The sequence below is a fragment of the Stenotrophomonas bentonitica genome, from assembly GCF_013185915.1.
GTDB lineage: Bacteria > Pseudomonadota > Gammaproteobacteria > Xanthomonadales > Xanthomonadaceae > Stenotrophomonas > Stenotrophomonas bentonitica.
In genome coordinates, this window is the sequence record NZ_JAAZUH010000001.1 from 1,154,527 (window position 1) to 1,179,081 (window position 24,555).

The window sequence follows — 24,555 nt, forward strand, 5'->3', positions numbered from 1 at the left end:
TGGCCGGTACGGGCGGCAACCGGCGTTGTCCCTACTGTCGTTCGAGCAAATCGCTTTGCACGCGACCAGTCCCGGCCGGGTCCGGCGGGGGCTGTTGATCCCGGTGGGGGGCGGCCCGTCGGGGCACGCCGACCCTGTAGACACCGCCCGGGATTTTTTCCTCAAAGGTGACGCATGGCGGCAGTCCCTGAATTTCCGGCCCGGTGTGTAATCTGGTTTGGGCACCCACACGCGGCCGAGCGGGCCGCCCTTGCAGCGGAAGGTTGGCAGGTACGTGGGGTCGCGAGCGACCAGTGCGTGTCGATCGGCATGCGCAGCAACGACCTGGTGGTCGGGCTGCTGGACCTGCGCGGTGCGCCGCCGGGCAACCTGGAACACCTGCAGGGTCTGTTGGCACAGCACCGGCACATGCGGCTGCTGGCGATCGTGCCGGCCGGTCCGCTGCCGGCCGATCCGGCGCTGCAGGCGCTGCTGGGCTGCTGCGTGGAGACGTATACGGCGCCGCTGGACGTGACCGGGCTGGTGCTGCGGCTGCAGCAGCTGGCCGACGGTGAGGCGGCGGGACAGCCGGCCGGTGCGCAGGCGCTGGTCGGGGACAGTGCGGTGCTGCAGGTGGCACGGGCGGCACTGCGGAAGTTCGCGCCGGTGGATCTGCCGGTACTGATCACGGGGGAAACGGGCACGGGCAAGGAGCTGGCGGCGCAGGCACTACATGCGCTGTCGCCGCGCCATGGGCGTCCGTTCCTGGCGGTGAACTGCGGGGCGATTCCAGCGGCGCTGGTGCAGTCTGAGCTGTTCGGGCATGAGCGCGGGGCGTTCACGGGCGCGGCGACGCGACGGCTGGGCCTGTTCGAGACGGCGACGGGCGGGACGGTGTTCCTGGACGAGATCGGGGACCTGCCGCTGGATGCGCAGACGAATCTGCTGCGGGTGCTGCAGGAGGGCACGATCGAGCGGGTGGGCAGCAACCATCCGGTGTCGGTGGATGTGCGGGTGGTGGCGGCGACGCATGTGGACCTGGAGCAGGCGGTGGAGCGGGGGCAGTTCCGCCGCGATCTGTTCTACCGGCTCAATGTGCTGCGGTTGCCGATGCCACCGTTGCGTGAGCGTGGGACGGACATCCTGTTGCTGGCGGAGCATTTCCTGGCGAGCTTCCGGCGCCGGCATGTGACGCGGGCGCGGGGGTTCAGTACGGAGGCGGCGCGGGCGCTGCAGCGTTTCAACTGGCCGGGCAATGTGCGAGAGCTGTTGAACCGGGTGCAGCGGGCGGCGATCGTGAGCGAGGCGGAACTGATCAGCGTGGCCGACCTGGAGCTGCTGCCGCCGCAGGTGGAGATGCCGCAGCGGATGCTGCACGACGCGCGACAGGCGGCGGAGCGGGATGCGCTGTTGCAGGCTCTGCGCGACAACGCGTTCAACATTACGGCGTGTGCTCGCACCATGCAGGTGTCTCGGGTGACGGTGTATCGGCTGTGCCGGAAACATCAGTTGGCTCTGCCTGAGTTGCGTTGAGAGCAAGAGCGCTACTCGTTGAGGTTCGCCTGGCTTGGGCCGGCGGGGGTGGGTCGGTCATTCGCTGAAACGCGGTAGAGCCGGGCTCTGCCCGGCTCCTCGGAAATGTCGGTGACATCGGGGGACGTCGACAACCGCGTAGTGACACGCCACGCGTGTCAGCTCTCAACTCAAAGCATGTACGGCACCTTGAATGCCAACGTGAAATCAGGCGCATCCGGCGTCAACCCAATCCCCAGCAAACTCACCAGTGTCGTCTTCTGGTTCAACGCGTACGTGATACCCAGGTTCAACGTCGCTGCATTCGCATCGCTCCCCACGATCTTCACCCACTGCCCGCCCTGGAAGCGGGTGGATGCGCGTGCGCTGAGCTTGTCGCTGAAGGAAATGCTCAGGCTGGTGCGTTCGTTGAAGGCGAACGCCACGCCGGCACCGAAGTAGTACGAGCCGCCCAGCTTCACGTCGCCCGGGTTGATGGTGTCGGGGTTGGCGTCGAGGTCGTCGAAGCTGCGTTCGAACGAGTGGATGTAGCCAATGTTGGCGAACAGGATCGCGGGGTCGGCGGTCTTGACCGCGGAGAGGCCGACGTTGGCCTGCCAGACGCCGTTGCCGGTGGGTTGTTCGGCGGGCACGGCGAAGCGGATGAAGTCGTCGTCGTCGCGCTGCAGGACTTTCCAGTCGAGGCCGTAAGGTTCGCGCCCGGTGGGGGCGGTGGCGCCGACGGTCAGCACGGTTTCCGGCCAGCGCCCCTGTTCGGAGAACAGTTTGTAGTTGGCGCTGAGGCTGACGTCGCCGATGCCGTTGCCGGTGGTTTCTTCCTGGGCGATGGCGGCCGCTGCGCCGCCGGCGCCGCCCTTCTGGAACACGGTCTTGCGGGCAAGGTAGGGGACGTCGAGGTTCAATGCCAGGCGCGGGGTCAGGCCCCAGCGGGCGGCAAGGTTGTAGGTCAGGGTGTCGGACTCGACGTTTTCGATGGCGATGTTGCCGAGGAAGATCGCGTCGAGCGCGAGGAAGCCGTTGAGGGTGAGCTGTTTGCGGTCGTAACGCGCGTAGGTGAGGCTGTTTTCCAGGGTGAAGCGACGGGTGAACAGCGTGGAGGTCTGCTGTTTGACGTCGTCGACGCTGCGCCGCGAGGCCTGCTTGGCTTCCTGTGCTTCGGAAGCGGTGCTGGCATAGCCGTCACCGCTGGGCGGTGCGGCGGGCGCGCTGGACGGCTGCGGCGGGGCGGGCGCGGTGCCGGCCAGCGGCGCGGTCTTGCCGCTCAGGCGGGCCTGCATGGCCTGCACCTGCATGTCCAGTTCGCGCAGCCTGCGCACTTCCTGGGCGTAGTTGGCCTTGAGCAGTTCCAGTTGCTCGATGAGTGCCTTTACGTCTGCTTCGTCGGTTGGCGTGGCCGGGGCGCTTTGCGCGCCCGCGCTGGCCGATGCCATCAGTGCCAGCGCCGCCAGCGCCAGCGGGGTTCTACGTATCGAGGTGTGCATTTCCTTGCCCTGCGTTCTGTGTCGTTCCCCCCACCGGCCAGGGTTACTGGCCGGGCCCCATGCCAACACCGCGCACCAGGTTCATCGCCTGGGCTACGTTCTGGTTCAACGATGCACCGCTGGCCAGCGTCTGCCGGACCAGGTCGATCTGCATGCGGTTGCGGACCGCCTGTCCGTCGCTGCTGATCGCGATGCTCTGCCCGACGCTGCCGTTGCGGATCCACTGCTGGACCTGGCCCACGCCCTGGATATCCAGCTTCACGCTGGCGCTGTTGCCGTCCTGCTGGGCCACGGCGCTGACGCCTCCGTGCTGGGCCGTGGCCTGCTGGGCTGGTGCCTGCTGTGCGGCGACCTGCTCCACGTTTGCCTGCTGTGCAGCGGCCTGCGTGGCCGTCGTTTCATGCGTACTGGCCTGCGCAACCGACGACGGCGCTGCAGGCGTTTCGCTGGCGGGCGGCGCGCTGCCGTCACGCACGTTCAATTGGGTGGCGTTGCTGGCCACGTTGTTGTCGCCGGCCACCTGCACGCTTTGGGACAGGCCCGCGACGTTCTGCAGACCGCTGGAGTCGACACTGCGACCCGGCGTCACCGGCATCGGAGCGTCGGCCGCGGTCACGGTGACGCTGGGCGTGAACGTGACCTTCGGGGTGCTGGTGCTGTTGCGGAAGTCCATGCCCAGGGTCAGCGCAGCCTGCGCGGACTGGTTGCCCGCCTGCCACTGCGAAATCATGGTGACGCCGAACCACGCCACGGAAGTGCCATTGACCGTGTAGCGGCCGCGCATGAGGTTGAGTTCCGGGTCGGGGATCTCGTTCAGTCCCTTGCCGGGGCGCCCCTGCTCTGCCTTCGGCGCGTCGGCCGCATGGGCCGGGGCGATGCCTGCAAGGGCAAGCAGCAGTACGGCGGGCGTCCATGGTGCGATGTTCATGTTGCCTCCTAGAACAGATCGGCGTGGGCAAAACCGAAGTCGACCAGTTCCGCGTCGGTGATCGGCCCCTGCCGGGCATACAGCGAACGCGCGCTGGGCCGTTCGCCGGGCTGCAGCAGCACGGTGTTGCGGTCGAAATCGCTACCGATCACGACGAACACGGCGCGCGACGGCCATGATTCGAGAAATTCGTTGATGGGGATGCTGCGGTTGCCCAGGATCGGGTCGGCCACGTCCACCACGTCGTCACGGACCTGCTTGAGGACCACGAAGTGGCGGAACCCGCGTACATCCATCAACACCAGTCCGGGGATGCGCATTGAACGCAGACGGTCTTCATCGACACGGTAACCGCGCCCGCGCATGCCCAGCGATTCCACATAGCGTTTGATGTCCAGCAGCGAAAAACCACGCTGGTGGACCAGCTCGGGGTCGGAGACCCCCATCATTCCTTCGATCACCGTGCCTTCGTCCGCGTCCAGGTGGTAGGCATAACGCAGGATCGTGGCCAGTGCGGCCGCGCCGCAGCTGTAGTCGGTGTGTTGGCGCACCATGTTGCGGAAGCGCCGTTCCTGCATGCTCTCCACTTTCTGGGTGAACACCGCGCCATTGGGCAGCACGCCGCTGAAGGCCACGTCACCGGCGCGCGTGGCGCCTGCCGGCAACAGCAGCAACAACATCAGGCAGCACAGGGCTCGGGTCGACCACATCGGCGAAAGCTCCGGAAGGTAAGGAAGGAGCCCCTGCCCCAAAGGGGGAGGATGGGACAGGGGCTCCCGGGGGAACCCGGCCATTGGCGGATGACCGGGCTTGTTGCGCTCAACGCGTGTTGCTTGCGAAAACGGACAGGCTTACTCGCCGCCGCCGGGGGTCGGGGCGCCGGTGGACGGCTGGGCCACGGCCAGTGCCAGGCTGTTGGCCTGCAGGTTGCCGGTGCCGGCCGCGACGTTCACGCCGATGTTGCCGCTGGCGCCACGGAAGGCGTCACCGGACAGCGAGGCGTTGTTCTCGGCGTTCTGCACCACCCACCGGGTGGTCGACACGGTCCCGCTCAGGCTGGCATGCAGGTCGGCGTAGCCGACTTCACCGTAGGCCAGGACACCGCGCTCGTCGGTGTCGAAGGCCAGGCCGCCGGCGCCTTCGCTATACGGGTTGTCCACTGCGCCCTGGGCCGCGCTGTCCATGTCGATATGCCCGGTCTGGTTGCCGCCGGTGTGCGTGGCGCCGGTCCAGGTATCCGGGTAGTAGTCATTGGCCTGGTAGGCGTTGCCGCGACCCGCATAGCCGCCGACACCGATGGCCGCAGTGCCACCGCGGACCGTGCCACGCAGGGTGACCTGGGTGGTGTCACGCATGGCCCTGGTATAGCCCTCGTTGGACACGCTGTTGCCGGTGGAGACCTGGTTCGAGCTGATGCTCGCGGTGGCCATGCGTGCGGTGGAGACCGACGCCGCCAGCGCATTCTTCTGCTCGTTGTTGTTGCCGGCAGCGCTGTTCACGCCGATGTTGCCGGTGGCGCCGCGGAAGGCATTGCCGCTGAGGCTGGAGTTGTTGGCCACGCCGTCGTTGTAGGTCCGGTTGCCCGCACCGTACTGGTTCACATACACCTGGGCATCGGACATGCCGAAGGTGAACGAAGCGTCGGCGGCGGACAGCGCGGCTGCGTTGTCCTGGGCGTTGTTGTCACCTGCGGCGGTGTTGAAGCCGAGGTTGCCCGAAGCGTTCTGCGCGACGTTCTCGCTGATCGACGAGTTGTTTTCCACCAGCTCGTTCTTGCCATGGTTGTCGGTAACCGACTGGCGGTTGTCGATGATGGCAATGGCCGCCGAGTTGACTTCCAGGTCACCCGACACGGTCGGACGGCCACGGAACTGGATATCCGCACCCACCTGCAGGTCCGATTCCAGGTTCACGTCGACGCCGTGGTTGTTCTTTTCCTTGCGCTCGTCGGCCTGGATGTTGCTGTTCTTCTGGACGTTTTCGTTCACGCTCACGTTGCGGGTGTGATTGACGTCGCTGGTGTCGCTGTAGCTCTTGGTGGTGGTGCGGGTGTTGGTGTCGGAGTTGGTGTTGGTGGTGCTGTTGTTGCGTACGCGGGTACGCGAATCCCAGTCGTTGCGGATGTTGGTATCGATGTTGGTATCGATCGCGGTGGTGATGTCGGTATCGACATCGGTATCGATATCGGTGTTGATGTTGGTATCAACGTCGGTATTGAGGTTCGTGTTGGTGTTGGTATTGGTGTTGGTGCGCGTTTCCCACACGTTGTGGATGTGGTTGATGAAAGCGCTCGCGTTCTGGTTGTCCTGGGCGGAAGCAGATGCGGTAGCCGCAACAGCGATGGCCAGCGCCAGTACCGTCTTGTTCATGGTGTTCATGATGCCCTCTCTCTTCACGGATCAATCGGGTGGATGAAACAGATCACGGGGTGGATTGCACCGATATGCCCAACTGGTTGGCGGTGATGTTTCCGGAACCCGCGATTTGATTGAGTTGCAGAACGCCGTCGAATCCCTGCAGTGCGGTGTCCTCCACGGCGACACTGCGGGTACCGGCGGAACCACCGCGTGCTGCGGTGCCCTGCCCCCCTGCTGACGCGAGTGCCCCCGACGCGGCCAGGGCCTCGTCGTTCGTCTCGCGTATGCCCTGTTGCGCCAGCGTGGCCGTGACGATGTTGAGCGTCGCGTTGCCGATGCCGCTGGCCTGGTTGATCATGGCGACGCCGCGAGCGCCGCTGAGTGCCTGTCCGCCAATGCTGGCGCTGGCGTCGAGTGCGCCATTGGCGCGCACCCGGTTGTTGGATTGGAGCTGGCGCGCGTCGACCTGCACCTGCGCGTTGTCGCCGCTGGCGATGCCCATCAGGTTGCCCTGCAGGTTGAGGTCGCCGGCCGCCATGTTGACCGTCACCGCGCCGTCGGCGTTGCTCAGCGCGCGGCCGTCCAGGCGGGTGTGGTTGAGGTAGCCGAGCATGCCGGCGTAGTCGTCGGCCTGCTGCGCGAGCAGCGGCAGTGGCAGTGGCAGTGCGGACAGCAGGCCCAGCAACAGCAGAACCGGTGCGCGTTTCATTTGCCGGTCCCACCTGCAGGCTGGCCCAGCGGGAACTGGGCCAGTGCGCCGCGTACCTGGTCACCGATGCCGCGGGTGGTATTGCCCACCGCGCCCATCGGGCCGCCGATGGCGCGGCCGAGCGTATTGCCGGAGAGCACGCCACTGGTGGTGGCGCGGCCCAGCGTGTTGTTGACGGTGCCGGTGGTGACGCGCTCGACCGTGGTCTGGTGGTGGCTCGATGCGATGCCGGCGTTGGAGCCGAGCGAGGCGTAATCGTCGTCGCTCAGTTCGTCCATGCCGGTGGAGGTACCCAGCGCGCCGTCCACTTCGCGGCGCGGGGAGGGGTCGGCGATCAACGCGACGCCCGGGGGCGCGGGCCGGTAGGCCGGCCGTGCGGACACGTCACGCAGCAGCACGATCTCACCCGGTTGCTGCTTCACGCCTTGGCGCGCGCCGGAGGCTTGTGCGACCGCTGGTACCAGCAGAAGCGCCGCTACCAGCCACGCCAGCGTGGTTGCCTTGCCTGATACGTGAACGCTGTCCATTGCGACCTCCCGTCAAGATGCGGGAGGGATGGAGCAGCAATCGTGCCAACTTCCAGAGGCCCGTTTCATGGGCCTTTCGGGCGATACCTGGGGCGTGTGTGCAACGCAGGTGTTACACCCGTGTCGATGTTCACATCACATGAACACGACCGCCTCCGGGCGAAGCCTTGATAACACTTGCTTCACAGTTGGCTGTATCAGCGCTGTTACACCCGGCGATACAGGTGTCACAGTGCGCAGTCAGCGTTCTTCCACGCCCAGGTTCGTCGAGGGGTTATCGTACACCTCGCGGTCGAGCAGGCCGGTTTCCTTGGCCACCAGCACCGGCACCAGCATCTGTCCGGTCACGTTGGTCATGGTGCGCATCATGTCCAGGATGCGGTCAATCGCATACAGGTAGCCGATGGTTTCCAGCGGCAGGTTGGCCGCGCTCAGCACCACCGTGGCCATCACCACCGCGGTGCCCGGCACGCCGGCGGTGCCGAAGCTGCCCAGCACCGAGGCGATCAGCACCACCACGTACTGCTCGGGGGTGAGCGGCACGCCGGTGTACTGCGCGATGAACACTGCACAGAGCGCCGGATAGATCGCGCCGCAGCCGTCCATCTTGATGCTGGCACCGAGCGGGACCGCGAACGAAGCGTAATCCTTGTTCACGCCCAGGTTGTGGGTGATCGAGCGCATCGCCGCCGGCATCGCCGCGAAGCTGGAGGAACTCACGAACGCCACCTGCATGCCCGGCGCCGCGCCGCGGAAGAACTTCAGCGGGTTCAGCCCGTGCGCCAGCAGCAGGCTGCCGTACACCACCACGATGTGCAGCGCGCAGGCGACGTACAGCGCCAGCACGAAGTTGCCCAGCGGCAGCAGCTTCTCGAAGCCGTAGCTGCCAACCAGCCCGGCGATCAGGCCGAAGGTACCGAGCGGGGTCATCTCCAGCACGAAGCGGGTGACCTGGATCATGATGTCGCTCATCTGCCCGGTCAGCTTGCGTGCTTCGGCAACCTTGTCGCCCAGCTTGACCATGGCAAAGCCGAGCAGGCCGGCGAAGAAGATCACCGGCAGGATCGAACCGCGGCCTGCGGCCAGCACGGTCTCACCGGCGGCGTTGACCCGGGTACCGATCCCGGTGAGTGCGTAGAACACGTTGGAGGGCACCACGTCCATCAGCACCTTGACCACGCTCGGCACGTCGCGCGGGGTGTAGCCGTGGTCCATGCTCAGGCTCAGCGCACCGGTGCCGGGCTGCATCACGGTACCGACCAGCAGGCCGATGCCCACCGCCAGCGCGGCGGTGATGATGAACCACAGGAAGGTGCGCCCGCCCAGCGCGGCCACCGACTTCTGGCCGTGCAGCGAGGAGATCGCGTTGATCACCGCGAAGAACACCAGCGGCACCGCGATCATCTTGATCAGGGTCACATACAGGTCGCCCAGCGGGCCGAACCAGACCTCGGCGGCGGGACCAAGCAGCCAACCGGCCAGCGCGCCCAGCACGAAACCGCCGAGTACACGCTGCCAGAACGGGATCCGCAGCCAGGCAGATACCAGCGTCATGAGCATTCCAGGGAGAGAGTGATACAGCGGATCACCATAGCCCAAGCGGCCCGCCGGAACGAGGCATGCCGGGGGAATCCAGCGTGTCATCGGCGTGCCTTGCGGGGTTCGGCATAATGAATGCCCGTTTCATTCATGAGATCCGCGCGTCCATGCCCCGTTCCACCCCTTTGCTGGCGGCTGTCGCCACCACCCTGCTGCTCGGCGCCTGCGCCACTCCCGCCTCCTCCTCCCGCGCCACCGGCACCGTTCAGGTCGATGTACCGCCGGTGGCCCACCCGGCCGGTGAAACCCCGCAGTGGTGGTATCGCAGCGGCGCCGCCCGCGCCGCCGGCAGTGGCGCGATGGACGGCCGCGCCAGGAACGTGATCCTGTTCCTGGGCGACGGCATGAGCCTGACCACGGTGGCGGCCGCGCGCATTTTCGAAGGCCAGCGCAACGGCAATCCGGGTGAAGAGAACCTGCTGTCGTGGGAGCGCTTCCCGGCCACCGCGTTCAGCAAGACCTACAACACCGATTCGCAGACGCCCGATTCGGCCGGCACCATGACCGCCATCACCACCGGCGTGAAGACCCACATGGGCGCCATCGGGGTCAGCGCGGGCACCCGCAGCGACTGCGCCGGCAGCCTCGACAAGGGCCTGCTGACCTGGCTGCAGCTGGCCGACAGCGCCGGCATGGCCACCGGCGTGGTCTCCACCGCGCGCCTGACCCATGCCACGCCGGCGGCGACCTACGCGCATTCCCCGGAGCGCAACTGGGAAAACGACACCGACCTGTCCGAAGCCGCCAAGGCCGCCGGCTGCAAGGACATCGCCCAGCAATTGCTCTCCACCTCGCGCTACGGCCAGGGCCCGCTGGTCGCGCTCGGCGGTGGCCGCGCGCAGTTCACCACCGTGGAAGAGACCGACCCGGAATACGACGACAAGGTCGGCCTGCGCCTGGACGGGCGCAGCCTGGTCAGCGAGTGGAAGCAGGCGCACCCGCAGGGCGCCTATGTGTGGAACGCCGACCAGTTGAAGGCGGCGGCCAATGCGCCGGCGCTGCTGGGCCTGTTCGAGCCGGATCACATGCGCTACGAGATCGAACGCAAGGATGACCCGTCCGGTGAGCCGAGCCTGGCTGAGTTGACCAAGGCCGCCATCGCCAACCTCTCGCGTCACCAGGAGGGCTACGTGCTGATGGTGGAAGGCGCGCGCATCGACCATGCCAACCACAGCGGCAACGCCTACCGTGCGCTGAGCGACACCGTGGCATTGTCGGACGCCGTACGCGCGGCAGCGGAAGCGACCTCCGACCAGGACACCCTGATCATCGTCACCGCCGACCACTCGCACACCCTGAACTTCGTCGGCTACCCGGCGCGTGGCAACCCGATCCTGGGCAAGGTCAAGGACAAGGGCGGCGAAGACGGCGCCGGCGCACTGGACCTGGCCCGCGACGGCACCGGCCTGCCCTACACCACGCTGAGCTACGCCAATGGCCCCGGCTTCACCGGCGCCACCAACCAGCAGCCGGCCGGCCCCAAGACCTACCCGCACGGCCCGAGCAGCTTCGACCCGGTCAAGGGTCGCCCGGACCTGACCCATGTCGACACCGAGCACCCGGACTACATGCAGGAAGCGCTGGTGCCGATGAAGAGCGAAAGCCACGGTGGCGAGGACGTCGGCATCTGGGCCCGCGGCCCGGGCAGCAAGGCGGTACGCGGGACCATGGAGCAGAACACGATCTACCACATGATCGTGCAGGCCACCCCGCGCCTGCGCGAGCGCCTGTGCCAGGCCGGCACCTGCGACGCCAAGGGCGTGCCGGTGGAATTGCCGACGCCCAAGGCGTTCGAGCGCAAGGCCGAATGACGCAACGCGGTAGCGCCGGGCTCTGCCCGGCCAGCCACGTCCGCAACAATTCCGATGGCGGCCAAAAGCGCCAAGGCCGATACTCGAACCGTGCCTGACTCCAACGCCCCGACCAGCCCCCTGCCCCCCGCCCCCGACCTGCCTGCGCCGGTGCTGGTGGGCTTCAGCGGGGGCCTGGACTCCACCGTGCTGCTGCACTGGCTGGCCCAGTCGCCGGTGCAGCGGGCGGCCGGGTTGCACGCGGTGCACGTGCACCACGGGCTGCAGGCCGACGCAGACCGCTGGGCGGCGCACTGCGAGGCGGTCTGCGCAGCGTGGTCCATCCCGCTGCAGGTGGTCCGCGTTGAGGTACCCCGCGACAGCGGCGAGGGCCTGGAGGCGGCCGCCCGCCATGTCCGCCGCGAAGCCTTCGCCCGCGTGCTGCCTGAGGGCGAGCACCTTGCCCTGGCCCACCACCGCGACGACCAGGCCGAAACCTTCCTGCTGCGTGCCCTGCGCGGTTCCGGCGTGGACGGGCTGGCGGCGATCCGCGCGCATGCGCCGTTTGCGGCCGCTTCGATCTGGCGCCCGCTGCTGCAGCACCCGCGCAGCGACCTGCGCGCGCATGCGCTCGCGCACGCACTGCACTGGATCGAAGACCCCAGCAATGCCAGCGACGCGGCCGACCGCAATTTCCTGCGCCTGCACGTACTGCCGCTGCTGCAGCAGCGCTGGCCGCAGGCCGACGCGGCATTCGCCCGCAGTGCCGAGCTGAGCGCGCAGGCGCAGCGGCTGCTGGACGCCTCCGACCACGACACGCTGCGCCGCTGCACGGTATCGCCTGGCGTGCTCGACTGCGCGCGGCTGCAGCGGCAACCGCGCGAGCGGCGTGCGCGGCTGCTGCGCCACTGGGTGCGCAGCGCCGGGCAACCGCCGCTGCCGGCGGCGGGCGTGCAGGCGATCGAACGCGAACTGCTGCCGGCCGCGCACGATGCCGACGCGCAGTTTGCCTGGCAGGGGGTGCGGATCCGCCGTTGGCGCGGCCACCTGCACCTGCTGCCCAGTGCGCTGGCCTTGCCGCTGGACTGGAGCGTGCACTGGGAAGGGAGCAGCCCGCTGGTGCTGCCGGACGGTGGCGAACTGGAGCTGCTGGGCAGCAAGCGCCTGGCCGAACCGGTGCAGGTCAGCGCGCGCCGGGGTGGCGAGCGCATCCAGCTGCCTGGCCGCAGCCATTCGCATGCGCTGAAGGACCTGCTGCAGCAGAGCGGCCTGCCGCCCTGGCAGCGCCGCCAGTTGCCGCTGCTGTACGCGGGCGAGACCCTGCTGGCGGCCGGCGACCGGGTGATCGGCGCACCGCTGCAGCAGTGGCTGGATGAACACAACGCGCAGTTGCGCTGGACACCGGGCGCGGCGTGAATTGACCCCCCGGGGCTGGCGCATCACACTTGCCGCATGGCCAAGAAATCCCCCACTGACGCCTCCCCGGTCGCCCACTTCGAGCATTCGCTGGAAGAACTGGAGCAGCTGGTCGAGAAGATGGAAACCGGCGAAATGAGCCTGGAACAGTCGCTCAGCGCCTATGAGCGCGGGGTCGGGCTGTACCGCCAGTGCCAGCAGGCGCTGGAACAGGCCGAGCTGCGCGTGCGCCTGCTCAGCGACCCGGCGCGCCCGGACACCGCCGAGCCGTTAGACCCGCCCAGCCATGACGGTTGAGTCCACGTTCGCGCGTTGGCGCGACCGCATCGAAAGCCAGCTCGACGCCAGCCTGCCCGCCCCGGAACTTGCCCCGCAGCGCCTGCACCAGGCAATGCGCTATTCGGTGCTGGGCGGCGGCAAGCGCATGCGGCCGCTGCTGGTGTATGCCAGCGGCCAGATCTTCGGTGCCGACGAAGCCGCGCTGGATGCGCCGGCGATGGCAGTGGAGCTGATCCACGCGTATTCGCTGGTGCACGACGACCTGCCGGCGATGGATGACGACGCGATGCGGCGTGGTCGGCCGACCACGCACATCGCCTTCGATGAAGCCACGGCGATCCTGGCCGGCGACGCGCTGCAGACACGCGCGTTCGGCCTGTTGGCCGACGCACCGCTGCCGGCGCTGCTGCGGGTGCACTGCCTGCAGGCGTTGAGCCACGCGTCGGGCGCGGCCGGCATGTGCGGCGGCCAGGCGTTGGACATCGATGCCACCGGCCACGCACAGCCGCTGGCCGACCTGCAGCGCATGCACGCGTTGAAGACCGGTGCGCTGATCCGCGCGGCGGTGCGCATGGGTGCGTTGTGTGGCGAGGCACCGCAGGCCGACCTGCTGCAGCTCGATGCGTTCGCCGATGCCTTGGGCCTGGCGTTCCAGGTGCGCGATGACATCCTGGATGTGGAAGCCAGCTCGGAACAGCTCGGCAAGACCGCAGGCAAGGACCAGGCGCAGGCCAAGTCCACGTTCCCGGCGTTGCTGGGGATGGATGGAGCGAAGGCAGAGTTGGCAGCGCTTAGTGAGCGCATGCGGGACAGCCTGGCTGGGTATGACGAGCGTGCAGATGCTTTGCGAGCTCTCGGCAGACTGGCAGTCGAACGTAACAACTGACGTAGTGCCGGCCGCCGGCCGGCTCCTCATTCGGCCGGCATCATGCGGATCCGGCCAGCGGCCGGCACTACGGCGGGTTTACGTCATGCGGGAGAACGCCCGTGCGGTTCACGTCATGCATAAAAAAACGCCCGGAAAATCCGGGCGTTTTCGTTCCATCACTGCTGCTGGCTTACTTCACCAGGCGCAGGGTGAACGGGTAGCGATACGCTTCGCCGTTGTTCGCCTTCACTGCGGCGATGATGCAGAACACGATGTTGAGGATGCCGACCAGCGGGGCCAGCAGGCCGCCGATGATGACGATCATCAGGATGAAGCAGACGATCATCGCCAGGGTGATGGTGATCTGGAAGTTCAGCGCTTCCTTGGCCTGGTCGGTGACGAAGCCCTTGCTGCTGTCGTCCTTGCTGATCAGCCAGATGATCAACGGGCCGATGAACCAGGTGAAGATGCCGAGCAGGTGCGCGGCCAGCGCCATGGTGCGCTGGTCGCTGGGAACCGGGCCGACGCTGGTCGGCGGCGGCGGCGGGGCGGTGACGTTGTCGAATTCGCTCACGTGAAACTCCTTATCCAGTGTGTGGGTGGTGCGTGGCAGGCTCCCCGCCTGCCACGGCAGCTGGAACAGGATACGTTAATAGTTACCGTCAATCGTTACCGGCGACCGTCATTCGCCCGACCAGGATCGAGCCGACCTGCACGTGCGAACGGCGGTCGACGTCGCTGCCCACCGCTTCGATCGCGGCGAACATGTCCTTGAGGTTGCCGGCGATGGTGATGCCGTCCACCGGGTACTGGATTTCGCCGTTCTCAACGCGGAAACCGCCGGCGCCGCGCGAGTAGTCGCCAGTCACGCCATTCACGCCCTGCCCCATCAGCTCGGTCACCAGCAGGCCGTTGCCCATCTGGCGCGCCATCGAGGCCAGGTCGCCGGCATTCGCGCGTACCAGCAGGTTGTGCACGCCACCGGCATTACCGGTGGTGACGAGGCCCAGCTTGCGCGCGGAATAGCTGCCCAGCACGTAACGCTGCAGCACCCCGCCTTCGATCAGCGCCGAATCGCGGGTGGCCACGCCGTCGCCGTCGAACGCGGTCGAGCGCAGCCCGCGGCGCAGCAGCGGCCGCTCATCCACCGCGAACCACTCCGGGAACAGCTGCGTGCCCACGCTGTCGAGCAGGAAGCTGGCGCGGCGGTACAGCGCCCCGCCGGAGACCGCGCCGAGCAGGTGGCCGATCAGCGAGCGCGCCACTTCGGGCGAATACAGCACCGGCATCTGCGCGGTGGCCATCGAGCGCGGCTGCAGGCGGGCCACGGTGCGCTCGGCGGCGCGGCGGCCGATCGCGGCGGCGTCTTCCAGGTCTTCACGGGCCAGCGCGCTGCTGTACCAGCCGTCGCGCTGCATGCCGTCGCCCTGCCCGGCGATCAGCGCGCAGCCGACCGAATGGTGGCTGCTGCGGTCGCGGCCGATGAAGCCGTGCGAGTTCGCGTACACCGACAGGCTGGTGGCGGTGGCCGCCGAGGCGCCGTCGGAATTGCTGATGCGCGGGTCGGCGCCACGCCCGGCCGTTTCGCAGGCCAGCGCCAGGTCCACGGCCTGGTCGGCCTGCAGGGCCCAGGGGTGCCAGCTGTCCAGGTCCGGGAACTCCCGGGCCATCAGCGCCGGGTCGGCCAGGCCGGCGGCCTCGTCGTCCTCGGTGTGGCGGGCGATCGCGCAGGCCTGGGCCACGGTGGCCTCCAGGCTGGCCGGCTGCAGGTCGGCGGTGCTGGCGCTGCCCTTGCGCTGGCCGAAGTACACGGTCACGGCAATGCCGCGGTCGCGGGTGGATTCCACCGTTTCGACCTCGCCCAGGCGCACGTTCACGTCCAGCCCGCGCTCTTCGCTGCAGCTGACTTCGGCCTGGCTGGCGCCCAGCGCCCGGGCCCGCTCCAGCAGCTGCTGGGAGATGTCGGCCAGCTGTTCCAGCCGCTGCAGGCTGTCGTCGGCGGCGGCGGCTTCAGGGGAGATCACGTTCAATGCTTTATCCTGTACGGGTGAGTGCCGGGCGCAACGCCGGGCACAGTTCTGGATGTGGAAAGAAGACGATGCGCGGACGCGACGAAGAAACCGGTGAATTCCTTGATATCAGCCGCAGCCAGAACCGGCGCGACGCGCTGGACGTGCTGGCCCTGGGCGAGAAGCTGGTGTCGCTGACCCCGGCCCAGCTGGCCCGCGTACCGGTGCCGGAAGACCTGCTGCCGCACATCGCCGAAGCCAAGCGGATCACCGCGCATATCGCCCACAAGCGCCAGCTGGCGTTCCTGGCCAAGCACATGCGCCGCGAAGACGAAGCCACGCTGGATGCGATCCGCGACGCGCTGGATGTGAACAGCGAAACCTCGCGCCGCGAAGTGGCCGCCCTGCACCGCGCCGAAGACTGGCGCGAGCGCCTGCTCAAGGACGGCGACAAGGCGCTGTCCACGTTGCTGGAGGAATACCCGCAGGCCGACCGCCAGCAGCTGCGCACGCTGGTGCGCAACGCGCAGGCCGAGCGGGCGAAGAACAAGCCGCCGCGCGCCTTCCGCGAGCTCTACCAGGTGCTGCGCACCCTGTTCGTGCCGGCCGCGCTGGGCCTGGACGCGGTCGCGTCCGACAGCGACGCTGACGCCGACGACCTCGACGACGACAGCGACGACTGAACCGGGCAGACGGGACGGCATCCGGCGATCAGGCCTGGGTGCCGCCCACGGTGATGCCGTCGATCAACAGCGACGGCTGGCCCACGCCCACCGGCACGCTCTGGCCGTCCTTGCCGCATACGCCCACGCCTGCGTCCAGCGCCAGGTCGTTGCCGATCATGCGCACCTTCTGCATGGTTTCCGGACCGTTGCCGATCAGGGTGGCGCCCTTCACCGGCGCGGTCACCTTGCCGTCTTCGATCAGGTAGGCCTCGGTGGCCGAGAACACATACTTGCCGCTGGTGATGTCGACCTGGCCGCCACCGAAATTGACCGCGTACAGGCCACGCTTGACCGAGCGGATCATCTCTTCCGGGTCGTGCTGGCCGGCGCGCATGTAGGTGTTGGTCATGCGCGGCATGGTCATGTGCGCGAACGACTCGCGGCGACCGTTGCCGGTCGGGGCCACGCCCATCAGCCGCGCATTGAGCGAATCCTGCATGTAACCGACGAGGATGCCGTCTTCGATCAGCGTGGTGCACTGGGTCGGGTGGCCTTCGTCGTCGATGTTGAGCGAGCCGCGACGACCGTCCAGGGTGCCGTCGTCGACGATGGTCACGCCCTTGGCCGCCACGCGCTCGCCGATGCGGCCGGCGTACACGCTGGTGCCCTTGCGGTTGAAGTCGCCTTCCAGGCCATGCCCGACCGCTTCGTGCAGCAGTACGCCGGGCCAACCCGGGCCGAGCACCACTGTCATCACCCCGGCCGGGGCCGGGATCGCCTCGAGGTTGACCAGCGCCTGGCGCAGCGCTTCGCGCGCGAAGGCTTCCGGACGCCCGTCGGCAAACAGTTCCTCGTAGCTGTAACGGCCACCGCCGCCGGCATAGCCGGATTCGCGGCGGCCCTGCTGCTCCACGATCACCTGCACGTTCAGGCGCACCAGCGGGCGGATGTCGCCGGCCAGCACGCCGTCGCTGCGCGCGATCAGCACCGTGTCGACGCCGCCGGACAGGCTCACCATCACCTGCTGGACGCGCGGGTCGGCCGCGCGCAGGTAGCGGTCCAGGCGCTTGAGCACCTCGACCTTGGCTTCATTGCCGATCCCGTCGATCGGGTCCAGCGCCGGGTACAGCGCGCGGGCGTTGCCGCGCACCAGCGCACGCGCCGGCTGCGCACCGCCGTCGCGTGAGATCGCGCGCGCCGACTGCGCGGCCGCCAGCAGCGCGTCGCCGTGGATGTCATCGGAGTAGGAGAAGCCGGTCTTCTCGCCGGCAATCGCGCGCACGCCCACGCCCTGCTCGATGGAGTGGGCGCCGTCCTTGACGATGCCGTCTTCCACGCTCCAGCTCTCGCGGCGGGCGTGCTGGAAGTACAGGTCGCCGAAATCGATGCCCGGCCCCAGCAGGGTACCGAAGGTGCGTTCCAGGCCACCGGCGTCGAGCCCGGCAGGCAGCAGCAGGCGGTCTTGGGCAAGGGTGAGTGCGTTGTCGGTCATGGTCTTGATCTATGGGCGCCGGGCAGGAGTGCAACCCGGGCGCGGGAAAAAGGGGGTCAACGTGCCACCGGCGCCGGTGTGGCCGGTTTCGGCGCATCGTCACGGTCGATCACGTCGACCTTGGGCTCGGCCCACGGGCCGGTCACCCGGTAGGTCTTGGCGCCGATCTCGCCCAGCGGCTTGGACAGCACCGCGTTGGCCGCCGCGCCCACCGCCGCGCCGACCGGGCCGCCGGCGACCGCGCCGACCACGGTGAGCAGGTTGCCCGCACGCGGATTGACGTCGATGGTCTGGTCGAACTGCTGGCGGCGCAGGTCGGTGCGGCCGCGGATGCTGATGTTGGCGGCCGGGCCTTCGATCAGCACCTTGTCGGTGGTGGCCATGCCGTCGGCGAACGCCAGCGTGCCGCCGACCTGGTTGAAGGCAAAGCCCTTGGAGAAGAAGTCGCGGAAGTCGAACATCAGCCGGCGCGGCAGCTGGGTCACGCTGAGCAGGCCCAGCACGCGGCCTGCACCGGGCTCCAGTTCAAGCAGCTGGCCATTGCGCGCGTGCACCTCCATCCGGCCCTGCAACGCGCCCAGCTGGAAGTCCGAGGGACCGCCCTGCCAGCCGGCCTCGAGGGTGATCTGGCCCTGGCCGCCGCGCAGCTGGCCGCCGTAGTCCAGGTTCTGCATCAGTCCGCCCAGGTCTTCGCTGTCCACCTTGACCTCGACATGGGTACTGGCCGCCGCACCCATCCCGAGCCAGCGCCCCTGGATGTCGATCGCCTGCTTCGGCGCGCGGAACTGCAGCTTGTCCACGCTCAGCCCGTTGCCGAACGGGCGCGTGCGCAGCACCGCCTGGCCCAGCCGTGCCTTGCCGAACTGGAGGTCGGCCACGTCCAGCGACAGCGGCGGAATCTTCGCCGGGTTGGTGTCGTTGGCGCTGGCCTGCACGCGCGCGGGCAAGGTCGCGTCGGCCGGAAGAATGATCGGCGCGCCGTCGCCCGGCGCCTTCACCGGCGACGGCGGCGACTGCCAGTGCACGCGGTCGAGCGTGCCGACAATCGGTGCGCCGTCGGCACTGGGCACGCTCAGGGTGCCGGCCAGCGACGGGCCGTCCAGGCGCACGTCGATCCCGTTGTCGGAGGGGCGAAGCTGCAGGCGGGTCTGCGGGAACATGCCGCCGGCCAGCAGCAGCTGCCCGACCTGCACGTCGACCTGGCGCAGCGGCATTGGGTCGGCGCCCGGGGTTCCGCCCGGCGAGCGCGCCAGCGCGATCCAGTCCAGTGCGTCCAGCGAGCCGCTGCGGCCGTTCACCACCAGCCCGCTGGCCGGCGGTTCGCGGTCGACCGTGTCGCTGCCCAGCGTGACCTGCACGCCGGTCTGGTTGTTGTGGGTGCGTGCCGCCAGGGCCAGGCGCTGGCCGAACGCCACGTCGACCCGCCCGGCGCCCATCGGCAGCTGCGCGGTCACCGTGGTAGCCAGCGGAACCTCGGCCGGCTTGTCCAACGGGGCCGGCAGGTCCAGGCGGGTGCCGACCAGCTCCGAATGCAGGCGCAGCATCGTCGGCGGCGCGACCTTGCTGCCGGCCGCGACCTTCGGCAGCGTGACTCCGATGGTCCAGCGCGAGGTGCCTTCGATATACGGCTTGAGCCAGCCCAGTTCCGGCGCGCGGTCGAGCAGCAGGCCAGCGTCCAGCGCCGCGCCCAGCTCGGCTTCAAAGGCCTGCTGGGGGTCGCGCACATAGCCGCCGGCACGCAGGCTCAACTGGCCGTCCTGGCCCAGGTGGCGCACCGCCAGCGACTCGGCGCCGAAGCCATCCCGGCTGTACTTCGCCACCCCACGCATCGCATCGAAGGTCAGGTCGAAGCGCTTGTCCGACAGGGTGGCGCCGTCCAGCTCCACCGTGCCCTGCAGGTGACCGGGCCCCTGGTCCTGATGCAGCGGCTGCAGCAGGTCGAAGGTGACCGCCGCCGGTCCCTTCGCGCTCAGGTTGTCCAGCGAATCGGCATAGGTCTGCTGCAGCGGACTCTGCCTGAGCATCGCCAGCAGGGCACCGGCGTCGCTGCGGCTGGTGGCTTTCACATACAGCGGCGAGGGACCGAAGTCGACAATGCCCGCGTCGAAATGATCCACCGCCACCCCGGCCAGGTCGCCACGACCGTGCAGCTCGAAGCCCGGACCGATAAAGGCGATGGTGCCATCAACCTTGTTCATGGTCGGCCAGTCGTGCTGGAACAGGATGTTGCCGTTGTCGATCCGGCCGCTCGCCTCGAAGCGACCGTTGTGCTTGTCGAAGGGCCAGTCTTCCAGCTCGCCGGTGACCAGCCCGATGCCGTCGCGCACATAGCCGCCGACCAGCGCCGCGTCGAGCCAGTCGGTGGCGCCCTTGCTCATCTTGGAATGGATCCAGAAGCGCTTGGCCGCGGTCATCGGCACGTCGTCCAGCTTGGCCGCCAGCTGCAGCCACGGGCGCGTGCCATTGCCCTGGAACCACACCGTGCCGCGCACGTCGGCGGCGTAATCGGTGCCCTGCACGCGCAGCGCCGGGGTGCCGATGCGCCAGCCGCCGCCTTCGTCGCGCCAGCCGATCATGCTGCCAGCCAGGCGCACGTCGTGGCGCACGCCGAATCCGGTGGGCCAGTCGAACTGCATCACCCGCGACGGCTGCAGGTCCAGCCGGAACCCGTTGGCGTCGCCATCGAAGTGGCCGCCCACCCCGCTCAGGCCCGGCGCGTGGCCGGCCGCGGCGAACTGGATGTCCTCAAGATCGCCTTCGAACTGCAGTGCACCGTCGCGCTCGCCGGCCACCCGCACGCGGCGCATCCGCACCTGCGGTGCGGCGTCATGCAGCCAGGCACGCAGGCCCGGATCGATGCGGTCGGTCAGCGCCAACCCGCGCAGCAGCGCGGTGGCGTCGATGTTGTCGCCGGCCAGCGCCAGGTGCTGGCCACCGGCGATCAGCAGCCCATCCAATTGTTCGGTGCGTCCTTCCAGGCCGATCCGCAGGCGCGGCGCATCGGCCCGCCAGCCGCCCTGCACCCAGCGCCAGCGCGCACGCAGCTGCAGCGTGTCCAGCTGCATGGTGGGGCGCTCGCCATCGGCCAGGGTCGCCCCGCTTATCTGCACGCCCTGCAGGTCGGCGTCGGTGGTGAGCATCACCACGCGGTGGTCGCGCAGGTCCACCCAGGTGTTGAAGGTGCCGGTGCCCTGCTGCAGCGACGCCCCGCCGAAGGTCAGCAGCGCGGACCAGGCGCGGAAGTCGGCGGGGTCGGCGGCCAGCCAGGCCTGGCCGTCGCCCTTGGCGCGGTCGAAGTCGAGCACCGCCGTGAGCGGCGCGGCCTGGTCATCGGCCCAGGCCCGTGCACCGACCGAGAGGCGCTCACCATTCACGCGCAGGCGCAGGTCGATGCGCGGCAGCTCGGCCTGCACCTTCAGCGAGGGCGCATCCACCCGCAGGCGGCCGCCGATGACCTGCAGCTCACCCAGGCGGCGCAGCGTTTCCAGCGGATCGCCGCCGGCCTTGGGCTGCGGCAGGCCCTGCACCGACCAGCGGCCGTCCTCGGCCCGCTGCAGCACCAGGGCCAGCCCGCGCAGGCGCAGCTCGGTCAGCGAGTGACGCGGCAGCAGCCCGGAATACAGCGACACCAGCACCTCGGCCTCGCCGATGCGCAGGCCCTCGCCCGCGCCGATGCGCAGGCCCTTGAGCGCCAGCAACGGACCACGCCGGGTCCAGCGGGTCTGCAGTTGATCGAACGCCACCGGCTGCCCGGCGCGCGCGCTCAGCCAGCCGGCCACCTTGTCCGGGTGGCGCTCGGCCAGCGGCAGCAGCTGGCTGATGCTGCCCACCAGCAGGGCCACGCATACCAATACGATCGCCATGGCATAGGCAGCATGGCGGCGGATCCTTCGCAGTCGCAGGCGCAGCGGCGCGCTCATCGGTACTCAGAGCAGGACGACATCGAACTGCTCCTGCAGGTACTGCTCGTCGGCCTGGAAGCGGATCGACTTGCCGAGGAATTCCTCCAGCTCGGCCACCGCCGCCGATTCCTCGTCGGTGATCCGTGCCACCACCTTCGACGAAGCGATCACCAGCAGGCGCGCCGCGTCGAACTGGCGCACCGCGCGGGTGATCTCGCGGAAGATCTCGTAGGTCACCGTCTCGGCGGTCTTGATCGAGCCGCGCCCACTGCACTCCGGGCACGGTTCGGACAGCTGCCGCTCCAGGCTTTCCACGGTGCGCTTGCGGGTCATTTCGACCAGCCCGAGCGGTGAGAACTCGTAGACCGTGGTCTTGGCATGGTCGCGGGCCAGCGCCTTCTCCAGCGTGCGCAGCACCTGGCGGCGGTGTTCGGCATCGTCCATGTCGATGAAGTCGATGATGATGATCCCGCCCAGGTTGCGCAGCCGCAGTTGGCGCGCCACCGACTGGGCCGCTTCCAGGTTGGTGCGGAACACCGTTTCTTCCAGGTTGCGCTGGCCCAGGAACGAGCCGGTGTTGACGTCGATGGTGGTCATCGCCTCGGTCTGGTCGATCACCAGGTACCCACCGGACTTCAGCGGCACCTGCTTGTCCAGCGCGCGGCCGATTTCGTCCTCGACCCCGAACATGTCGAAGATCGGGCGGTCGCCGCTGTACAGCTCCAGCTTCTCGGCCAGCACCGGCATGTACTTGGCCACGAACGCCTGCAGCTGGGTGAAGGTTTCCTTCGAGTCCACCTTGACCTTGTCCACGTCCTTGCGGATCAGGTCGCGCACCGAGCGCAGCGGCAGGCTCAGGTCCTCGTAGATCACGCTGCACGGCGCGGCCTCGCGGCCACGGCGCTCGACCACGTTCCAGACCCGCGACAGATACGCGATGTCCTCGGCGATGGCCTCGGCCGGCTGGCCCTCGGCATTGGTGCGCACGATGTAGCCGTAGCCGCCGTGCTGGGCCGAGAGCTCGGTCACCAGCGTTTTCAGGCGCGCGCGTTCGGCTTCGTCCTCGATCCGCGCCGACACCCCGACCACCTTGGACTGCGGCAGCAGCACCATGTAGCGCGAGGGAATGCTGATCTGGGTGGTGAGCCGGGCGCCCTTGGTGCCGATCGGATCCTTCACCACCTGCACCACGATGTCCTGCCCGTCGCGCAGCAGCTCCACGATCGGCACCGACGACGGCGGCGGCAGCGTGGTGCCTTCGGTGTCGGCGCTGGCCACCGGGGCCGGGCGCACCACGTCGTTGGCGTGCAGGAACGCAGCGCGTTCCAGCCCGACCTCGACGAACGCGGCCTGCATGCCCGGCATCACCCGCTGCACCTTGCCCTTGTAGATGTTGCCCACCACCCCGCGGCGCCAGCCACGTTCGATGTGCAGCTCCTGCAGCATGCCGTTTTCAATGACCGCCACCCGGGTTTCGCGCGGGGTGACGTTGACCAGGATTTCTTCAGACATGGGCGACTCCCTTCGATTCGAATGCCTGCAGCAGCTGCTCGGTCTGCTGCAGGGGCAAGCCCATCACGCCCGAATAGCTGCCCGCCAGGTGGCGGATGTAACGTTCTGCCCCGCCCTGGATGGCGTAGGCACCGGCCTTGCCCATCGGTTCGCCGCTGGCGACATAGCCGGCAATGGCCGCTTCGTCCAGCGCGATGAAGCTGACCTCGGAGACCACCTCCACCACCTGCTCGACGCCGGCGGCGACCAGCGCCACCACGGTCATCACCTGGTGGGTGCGGCCGGACAGCCGATTCAGCATGGCGGCGGCGTCGGCGGCATCGACCGGCTTGCCGAACACCTCCCCGTCCAGCACCACTTCGGTGTCGGCGCCAAGCACGCATGCGTGCGGGTCATCGGCCACCAGGGCCAGGCCGGCACGGGACTTGTCCACGGCCACGCGCCGCACATAGTCCTGGGCGGCTTCCCCGGCGGCCCGTACTTCGGGCACGTCCAGGTCCAGCGCACGGAACGGTCGGTCCAGGCGCGCCAGCAGATCGGTTCGTCGGGGGGAACGGGAGGCAAGATAAAGCATCGCGGAAGCATAACCTGCGCGCCCTGTCTGAATCGCGAGCAACCACACCCAATTGCGTCCAACCCCTCCGTTTCTCACCAGACGTTCATCGCTCCGACACCAACCTCAACGCCTTCACAAGGAGATCCACATGCGTCGCAACGCTCTGTCCCCGCTGCTGCTCGCCCTGTCGCTTGCCCTGGGAACCTCGATGACCGCCCACGCCCAGTCCCAACCCGCCATCGCCGTGCCGGCCGACGGCACCCTGCTCAACATTTCAGCCAACGCCGAAGCACGCCGCGTGCCCGATGTGGCCACGCTGTCGGCCGGGGTGGTTACCCAGGCCACCGACGGCAATACCGCCATGCGCCAGAACGCCGAGCAGATGGTGAAGGTGCTGGCCGCGATCAAGGCCGCCGGCATTGCCGAGCGCGACGTGCAGACCAGCGGGGTCAACCTCAGCCCGCAGTACCGCTACGCCGAGAACGAGGCGCCGAAGATCACCGGCTACCAGGCCAGCAACACGGTCAGCCTGAAGGTGCGCGACATCGCCAAACTGGGCAAGGTGCTGGACGCGCTGGCCGCACAGGGCGCCAACCAGATCAACGGTCCGCAGTTCGAGATCGACCAGCCCGAACCGGTCTATGACGAAGCCCGCCTGGCCGCGCTGAAGAAGGCCCAGGCGCGTGCCGAAACCTACGCCAAGTCGCTGGGCCTGCGCGTGCGCCGGATCGTCAGCATCTCCGAAAGCGGCGGTGGCAACTTCCGCCCGGTGATGATGCGTGCTGCGGCCGCGCCGATGGCGGCGGACATTTCCACCCCGGTGTCGCCGGGCGAATCGACGGTGTCGGTGAACCTGGACGTGGTGTTCGACCTGGCCAGGTAAATCCGACAGCGGTCCACCGCTGGACAACGGGACGGCGCCTTCGGGCGCCGTCATCCGTTTATGACCGGCA

The 24,555-nt window shown here is 68.5% G+C and carries 20 protein-coding genes; 7 read left to right on the plus strand and 13 right to left on the minus strand.

What is annotated here, in order from left to right; genetic code table 11:
• The first annotated feature begins 174 nt into the window (after nucleotides 1–174).
• On the plus strand, nucleotides 175–1,512 hold the full coding sequence (locus tag HGB51_RS05150; RefSeq protein ID WP_070207629.1) for a sigma-54 interaction domain-containing protein: 1,338 nt from the start codon (nucleotides 175–177) through the stop codon (nucleotides 1,510–1,512).
• Nucleotides 1,513–1,682: 170 nt separating this feature from the next.
• On the opposite strand, the gene HGB51_RS05155 is transcribed toward HGB51_RS05150, so the two are convergent.
• The 7 genes from HGB51_RS05155 to HGB51_RS05185 all read right to left on the minus strand — a co-directional run bounded on the left by HGB51_RS05155 (nucleotide 1,683) and on the right by HGB51_RS05185 (nucleotide 9,068).
• Complete coding sequence (locus tag HGB51_RS05155; protein WP_070207628.1) at nucleotides 1,683–2,993, minus strand: transporter family protein; 1,311 nt, start codon at nucleotides 2,991–2,993, stop codon at nucleotides 1,683–1,685.
• A gap of 43 nt (nucleotides 2,994–3,036) precedes the next feature.
• Complete coding sequence (locus HGB51_RS05160; RefSeq protein WP_070207627.1) at nucleotides 3,037–3,921, minus strand: hypothetical protein; 885 nt, start codon at nucleotides 3,919–3,921, stop codon at nucleotides 3,037–3,039.
• A gap of 8 nt (nucleotides 3,922–3,929) precedes the next feature.
• Entirely contained in the window at nucleotides 3,930–4,631 is a 702-nt protein-coding gene (locus tag HGB51_RS05165; RefSeq protein WP_070207626.1) for a C39 family peptidase, read from the minus strand.
• Nucleotides 4,632–4,772: 141 nt separating this feature from the next.
• Entirely contained in the window at nucleotides 4,773–6,299 is a 1,527-nt protein-coding gene (locus HGB51_RS05170; protein ID WP_171966747.1) for an adhesin, read from the minus strand.
• Nucleotides 6,300–6,342: 43 nt separating this feature from the next.
• Complete coding sequence (locus tag HGB51_RS05175; protein ID WP_070209361.1) at nucleotides 6,343–6,987, minus strand: hypothetical protein; 645 nt, start codon at nucleotides 6,985–6,987, stop codon at nucleotides 6,343–6,345.
• Complete coding sequence (locus tag HGB51_RS05180; protein ID WP_070209360.1) at nucleotides 6,984–7,514, minus strand: hypothetical protein; 531 nt, start codon at nucleotides 7,512–7,514, stop codon at nucleotides 6,984–6,986. The genes HGB51_RS05175 and HGB51_RS05180 overlap by 4 nt, the downstream gene beginning before the upstream one ends.
• Before the next feature lie 240 nt (nucleotides 7,515–7,754).
• Nucleotides 7,755–9,068 carry a dicarboxylate/amino acid:cation symporter gene (locus HGB51_RS05185; RefSeq protein ID WP_070209359.1) on the minus strand — a complete coding sequence of 438 codons (1,314 nt, stop codon included), beginning with the start codon at nucleotides 9,066–9,068 and terminating at the stop codon, nucleotides 7,755–7,757.
• Nucleotides 9,069–9,220: 152 nt separating this feature from the next.
• Here HGB51_RS05185 and HGB51_RS05190 point away from each other — a divergent pair, with 152 nt between their 5' ends.
• From HGB51_RS05190 to HGB51_RS05205, 4 genes are all read left to right on the plus strand, one after another.
• Nucleotides 9,221–10,924, plus strand: coding sequence for an alkaline phosphatase (locus tag HGB51_RS05190; protein ID WP_070209362.1), 1,704 nt, complete (start codon nucleotides 9,221–9,223; stop codon nucleotides 10,922–10,924).
• 90 nt (nucleotides 10,925–11,014) lie between these two features.
• Nucleotides 11,015–12,319 (plus strand): tRNA lysidine(34) synthetase TilS, encoded by a 1,305-nt coding sequence (gene tilS, locus HGB51_RS05195; protein WP_256123635.1) that lies wholly within the window; start codon nucleotides 11,015–11,017, stop codon nucleotides 12,317–12,319.
• A 36-nt stretch (nucleotides 12,320–12,355) separates the two neighbouring features.
• Complete coding sequence (locus tag HGB51_RS05200; RefSeq protein WP_070209357.1) at nucleotides 12,356–12,616, plus strand: exodeoxyribonuclease VII small subunit; 261 nt, start codon at nucleotides 12,356–12,358, stop codon at nucleotides 12,614–12,616.
• Nucleotides 12,606–13,484 (plus strand): polyprenyl synthetase family protein, encoded by an 879-nt coding sequence (locus HGB51_RS05205; protein ID WP_070209356.1) that lies wholly within the window; start codon nucleotides 12,606–12,608, stop codon nucleotides 13,482–13,484. Before HGB51_RS05200 ends, HGB51_RS05205 begins: the two co-directional genes overlap by 11 nt.
• A gap of 172 nt (nucleotides 13,485–13,656) precedes the next feature.
• On the opposite strand, the gene HGB51_RS05210 is transcribed toward HGB51_RS05205, so the two are convergent.
• Both HGB51_RS05210 and pmbA read right to left on the minus strand, forming a co-directional pair.
• Nucleotides 13,657–14,040 (minus strand): DUF4870 domain-containing protein, encoded by a 384-nt coding sequence (locus HGB51_RS05210; protein WP_070209355.1) that lies wholly within the window; start codon nucleotides 14,038–14,040, stop codon nucleotides 13,657–13,659.
• 88 nt (nucleotides 14,041–14,128) lie between these two features.
• The gene (gene pmbA, locus HGB51_RS05215) at nucleotides 14,129–15,496 is read right to left on the minus strand and encodes a metalloprotease PmbA (RefSeq protein WP_070209354.1); all 1,368 of its coding nucleotides are present in this window, start codon (nucleotides 15,494–15,496) and stop codon (nucleotides 14,129–14,131) included.
• 68 nt (nucleotides 15,497–15,564) lie between these two features.
• Here pmbA and yjgA point away from each other — a divergent pair, with 68 nt between their 5' ends.
• Complete coding sequence (yjgA, locus tag HGB51_RS05220) at nucleotides 15,565–16,158, plus strand: ribosome biogenesis factor YjgA (protein WP_070209353.1); 594 nt, start codon at nucleotides 15,565–15,567, stop codon at nucleotides 16,156–16,158.
• Nucleotides 16,159–16,186: 28 nt separating this feature from the next.
• Here yjgA and tldD read toward each other — a convergent pair whose 3' ends face one another.
• The 4 genes from tldD to HGB51_RS05240 are packed head-to-tail and all read right to left on the minus strand — an operon-like array spanning nucleotide 16,187 to nucleotide 23,620.
• Entirely contained in the window at nucleotides 16,187–17,632 is a 1,446-nt protein-coding gene (gene tldD, locus HGB51_RS05225; protein ID WP_171966748.1) for a metalloprotease TldD, read from the minus strand.
• A gap of 56 nt (nucleotides 17,633–17,688) precedes the next feature.
• A complete protein-coding gene (locus tag HGB51_RS05230) occupies nucleotides 17,689–21,552 on the minus strand; it encodes a YhdP family protein (protein ID WP_171966749.1) in 3,864 nt (1,287 codons plus the stop codon).
• 6 nt (nucleotides 21,553–21,558) lie between these two features.
• Nucleotides 21,559–23,046 (minus strand): ribonuclease G, encoded by a 1,488-nt coding sequence (rng, locus tag HGB51_RS05235; RefSeq protein ID WP_070208402.1) that lies wholly within the window; start codon nucleotides 23,044–23,046, stop codon nucleotides 21,559–21,561.
• On the minus strand, nucleotides 23,039–23,620 hold the full coding sequence (locus HGB51_RS05240; protein ID WP_070208401.1) for a Maf family nucleotide pyrophosphatase: 582 nt from the start codon (nucleotides 23,618–23,620) through the stop codon (nucleotides 23,039–23,041). The genes rng and HGB51_RS05240 overlap by 8 nt, the downstream gene beginning before the upstream one ends.
• Before the next feature lie 130 nt (nucleotides 23,621–23,750).
• Between HGB51_RS05240 and HGB51_RS05245 the strand changes: the two genes are divergently transcribed.
• Nucleotides 23,751–24,485 carry an SIMPL domain-containing protein gene (locus tag HGB51_RS05245; protein WP_070208400.1) on the plus strand — a complete coding sequence of 245 codons (735 nt, stop codon included), beginning with the start codon at nucleotides 23,751–23,753 and terminating at the stop codon, nucleotides 24,483–24,485.
• Nucleotides 24,486–24,555: the final 70 nt, after the last annotated feature.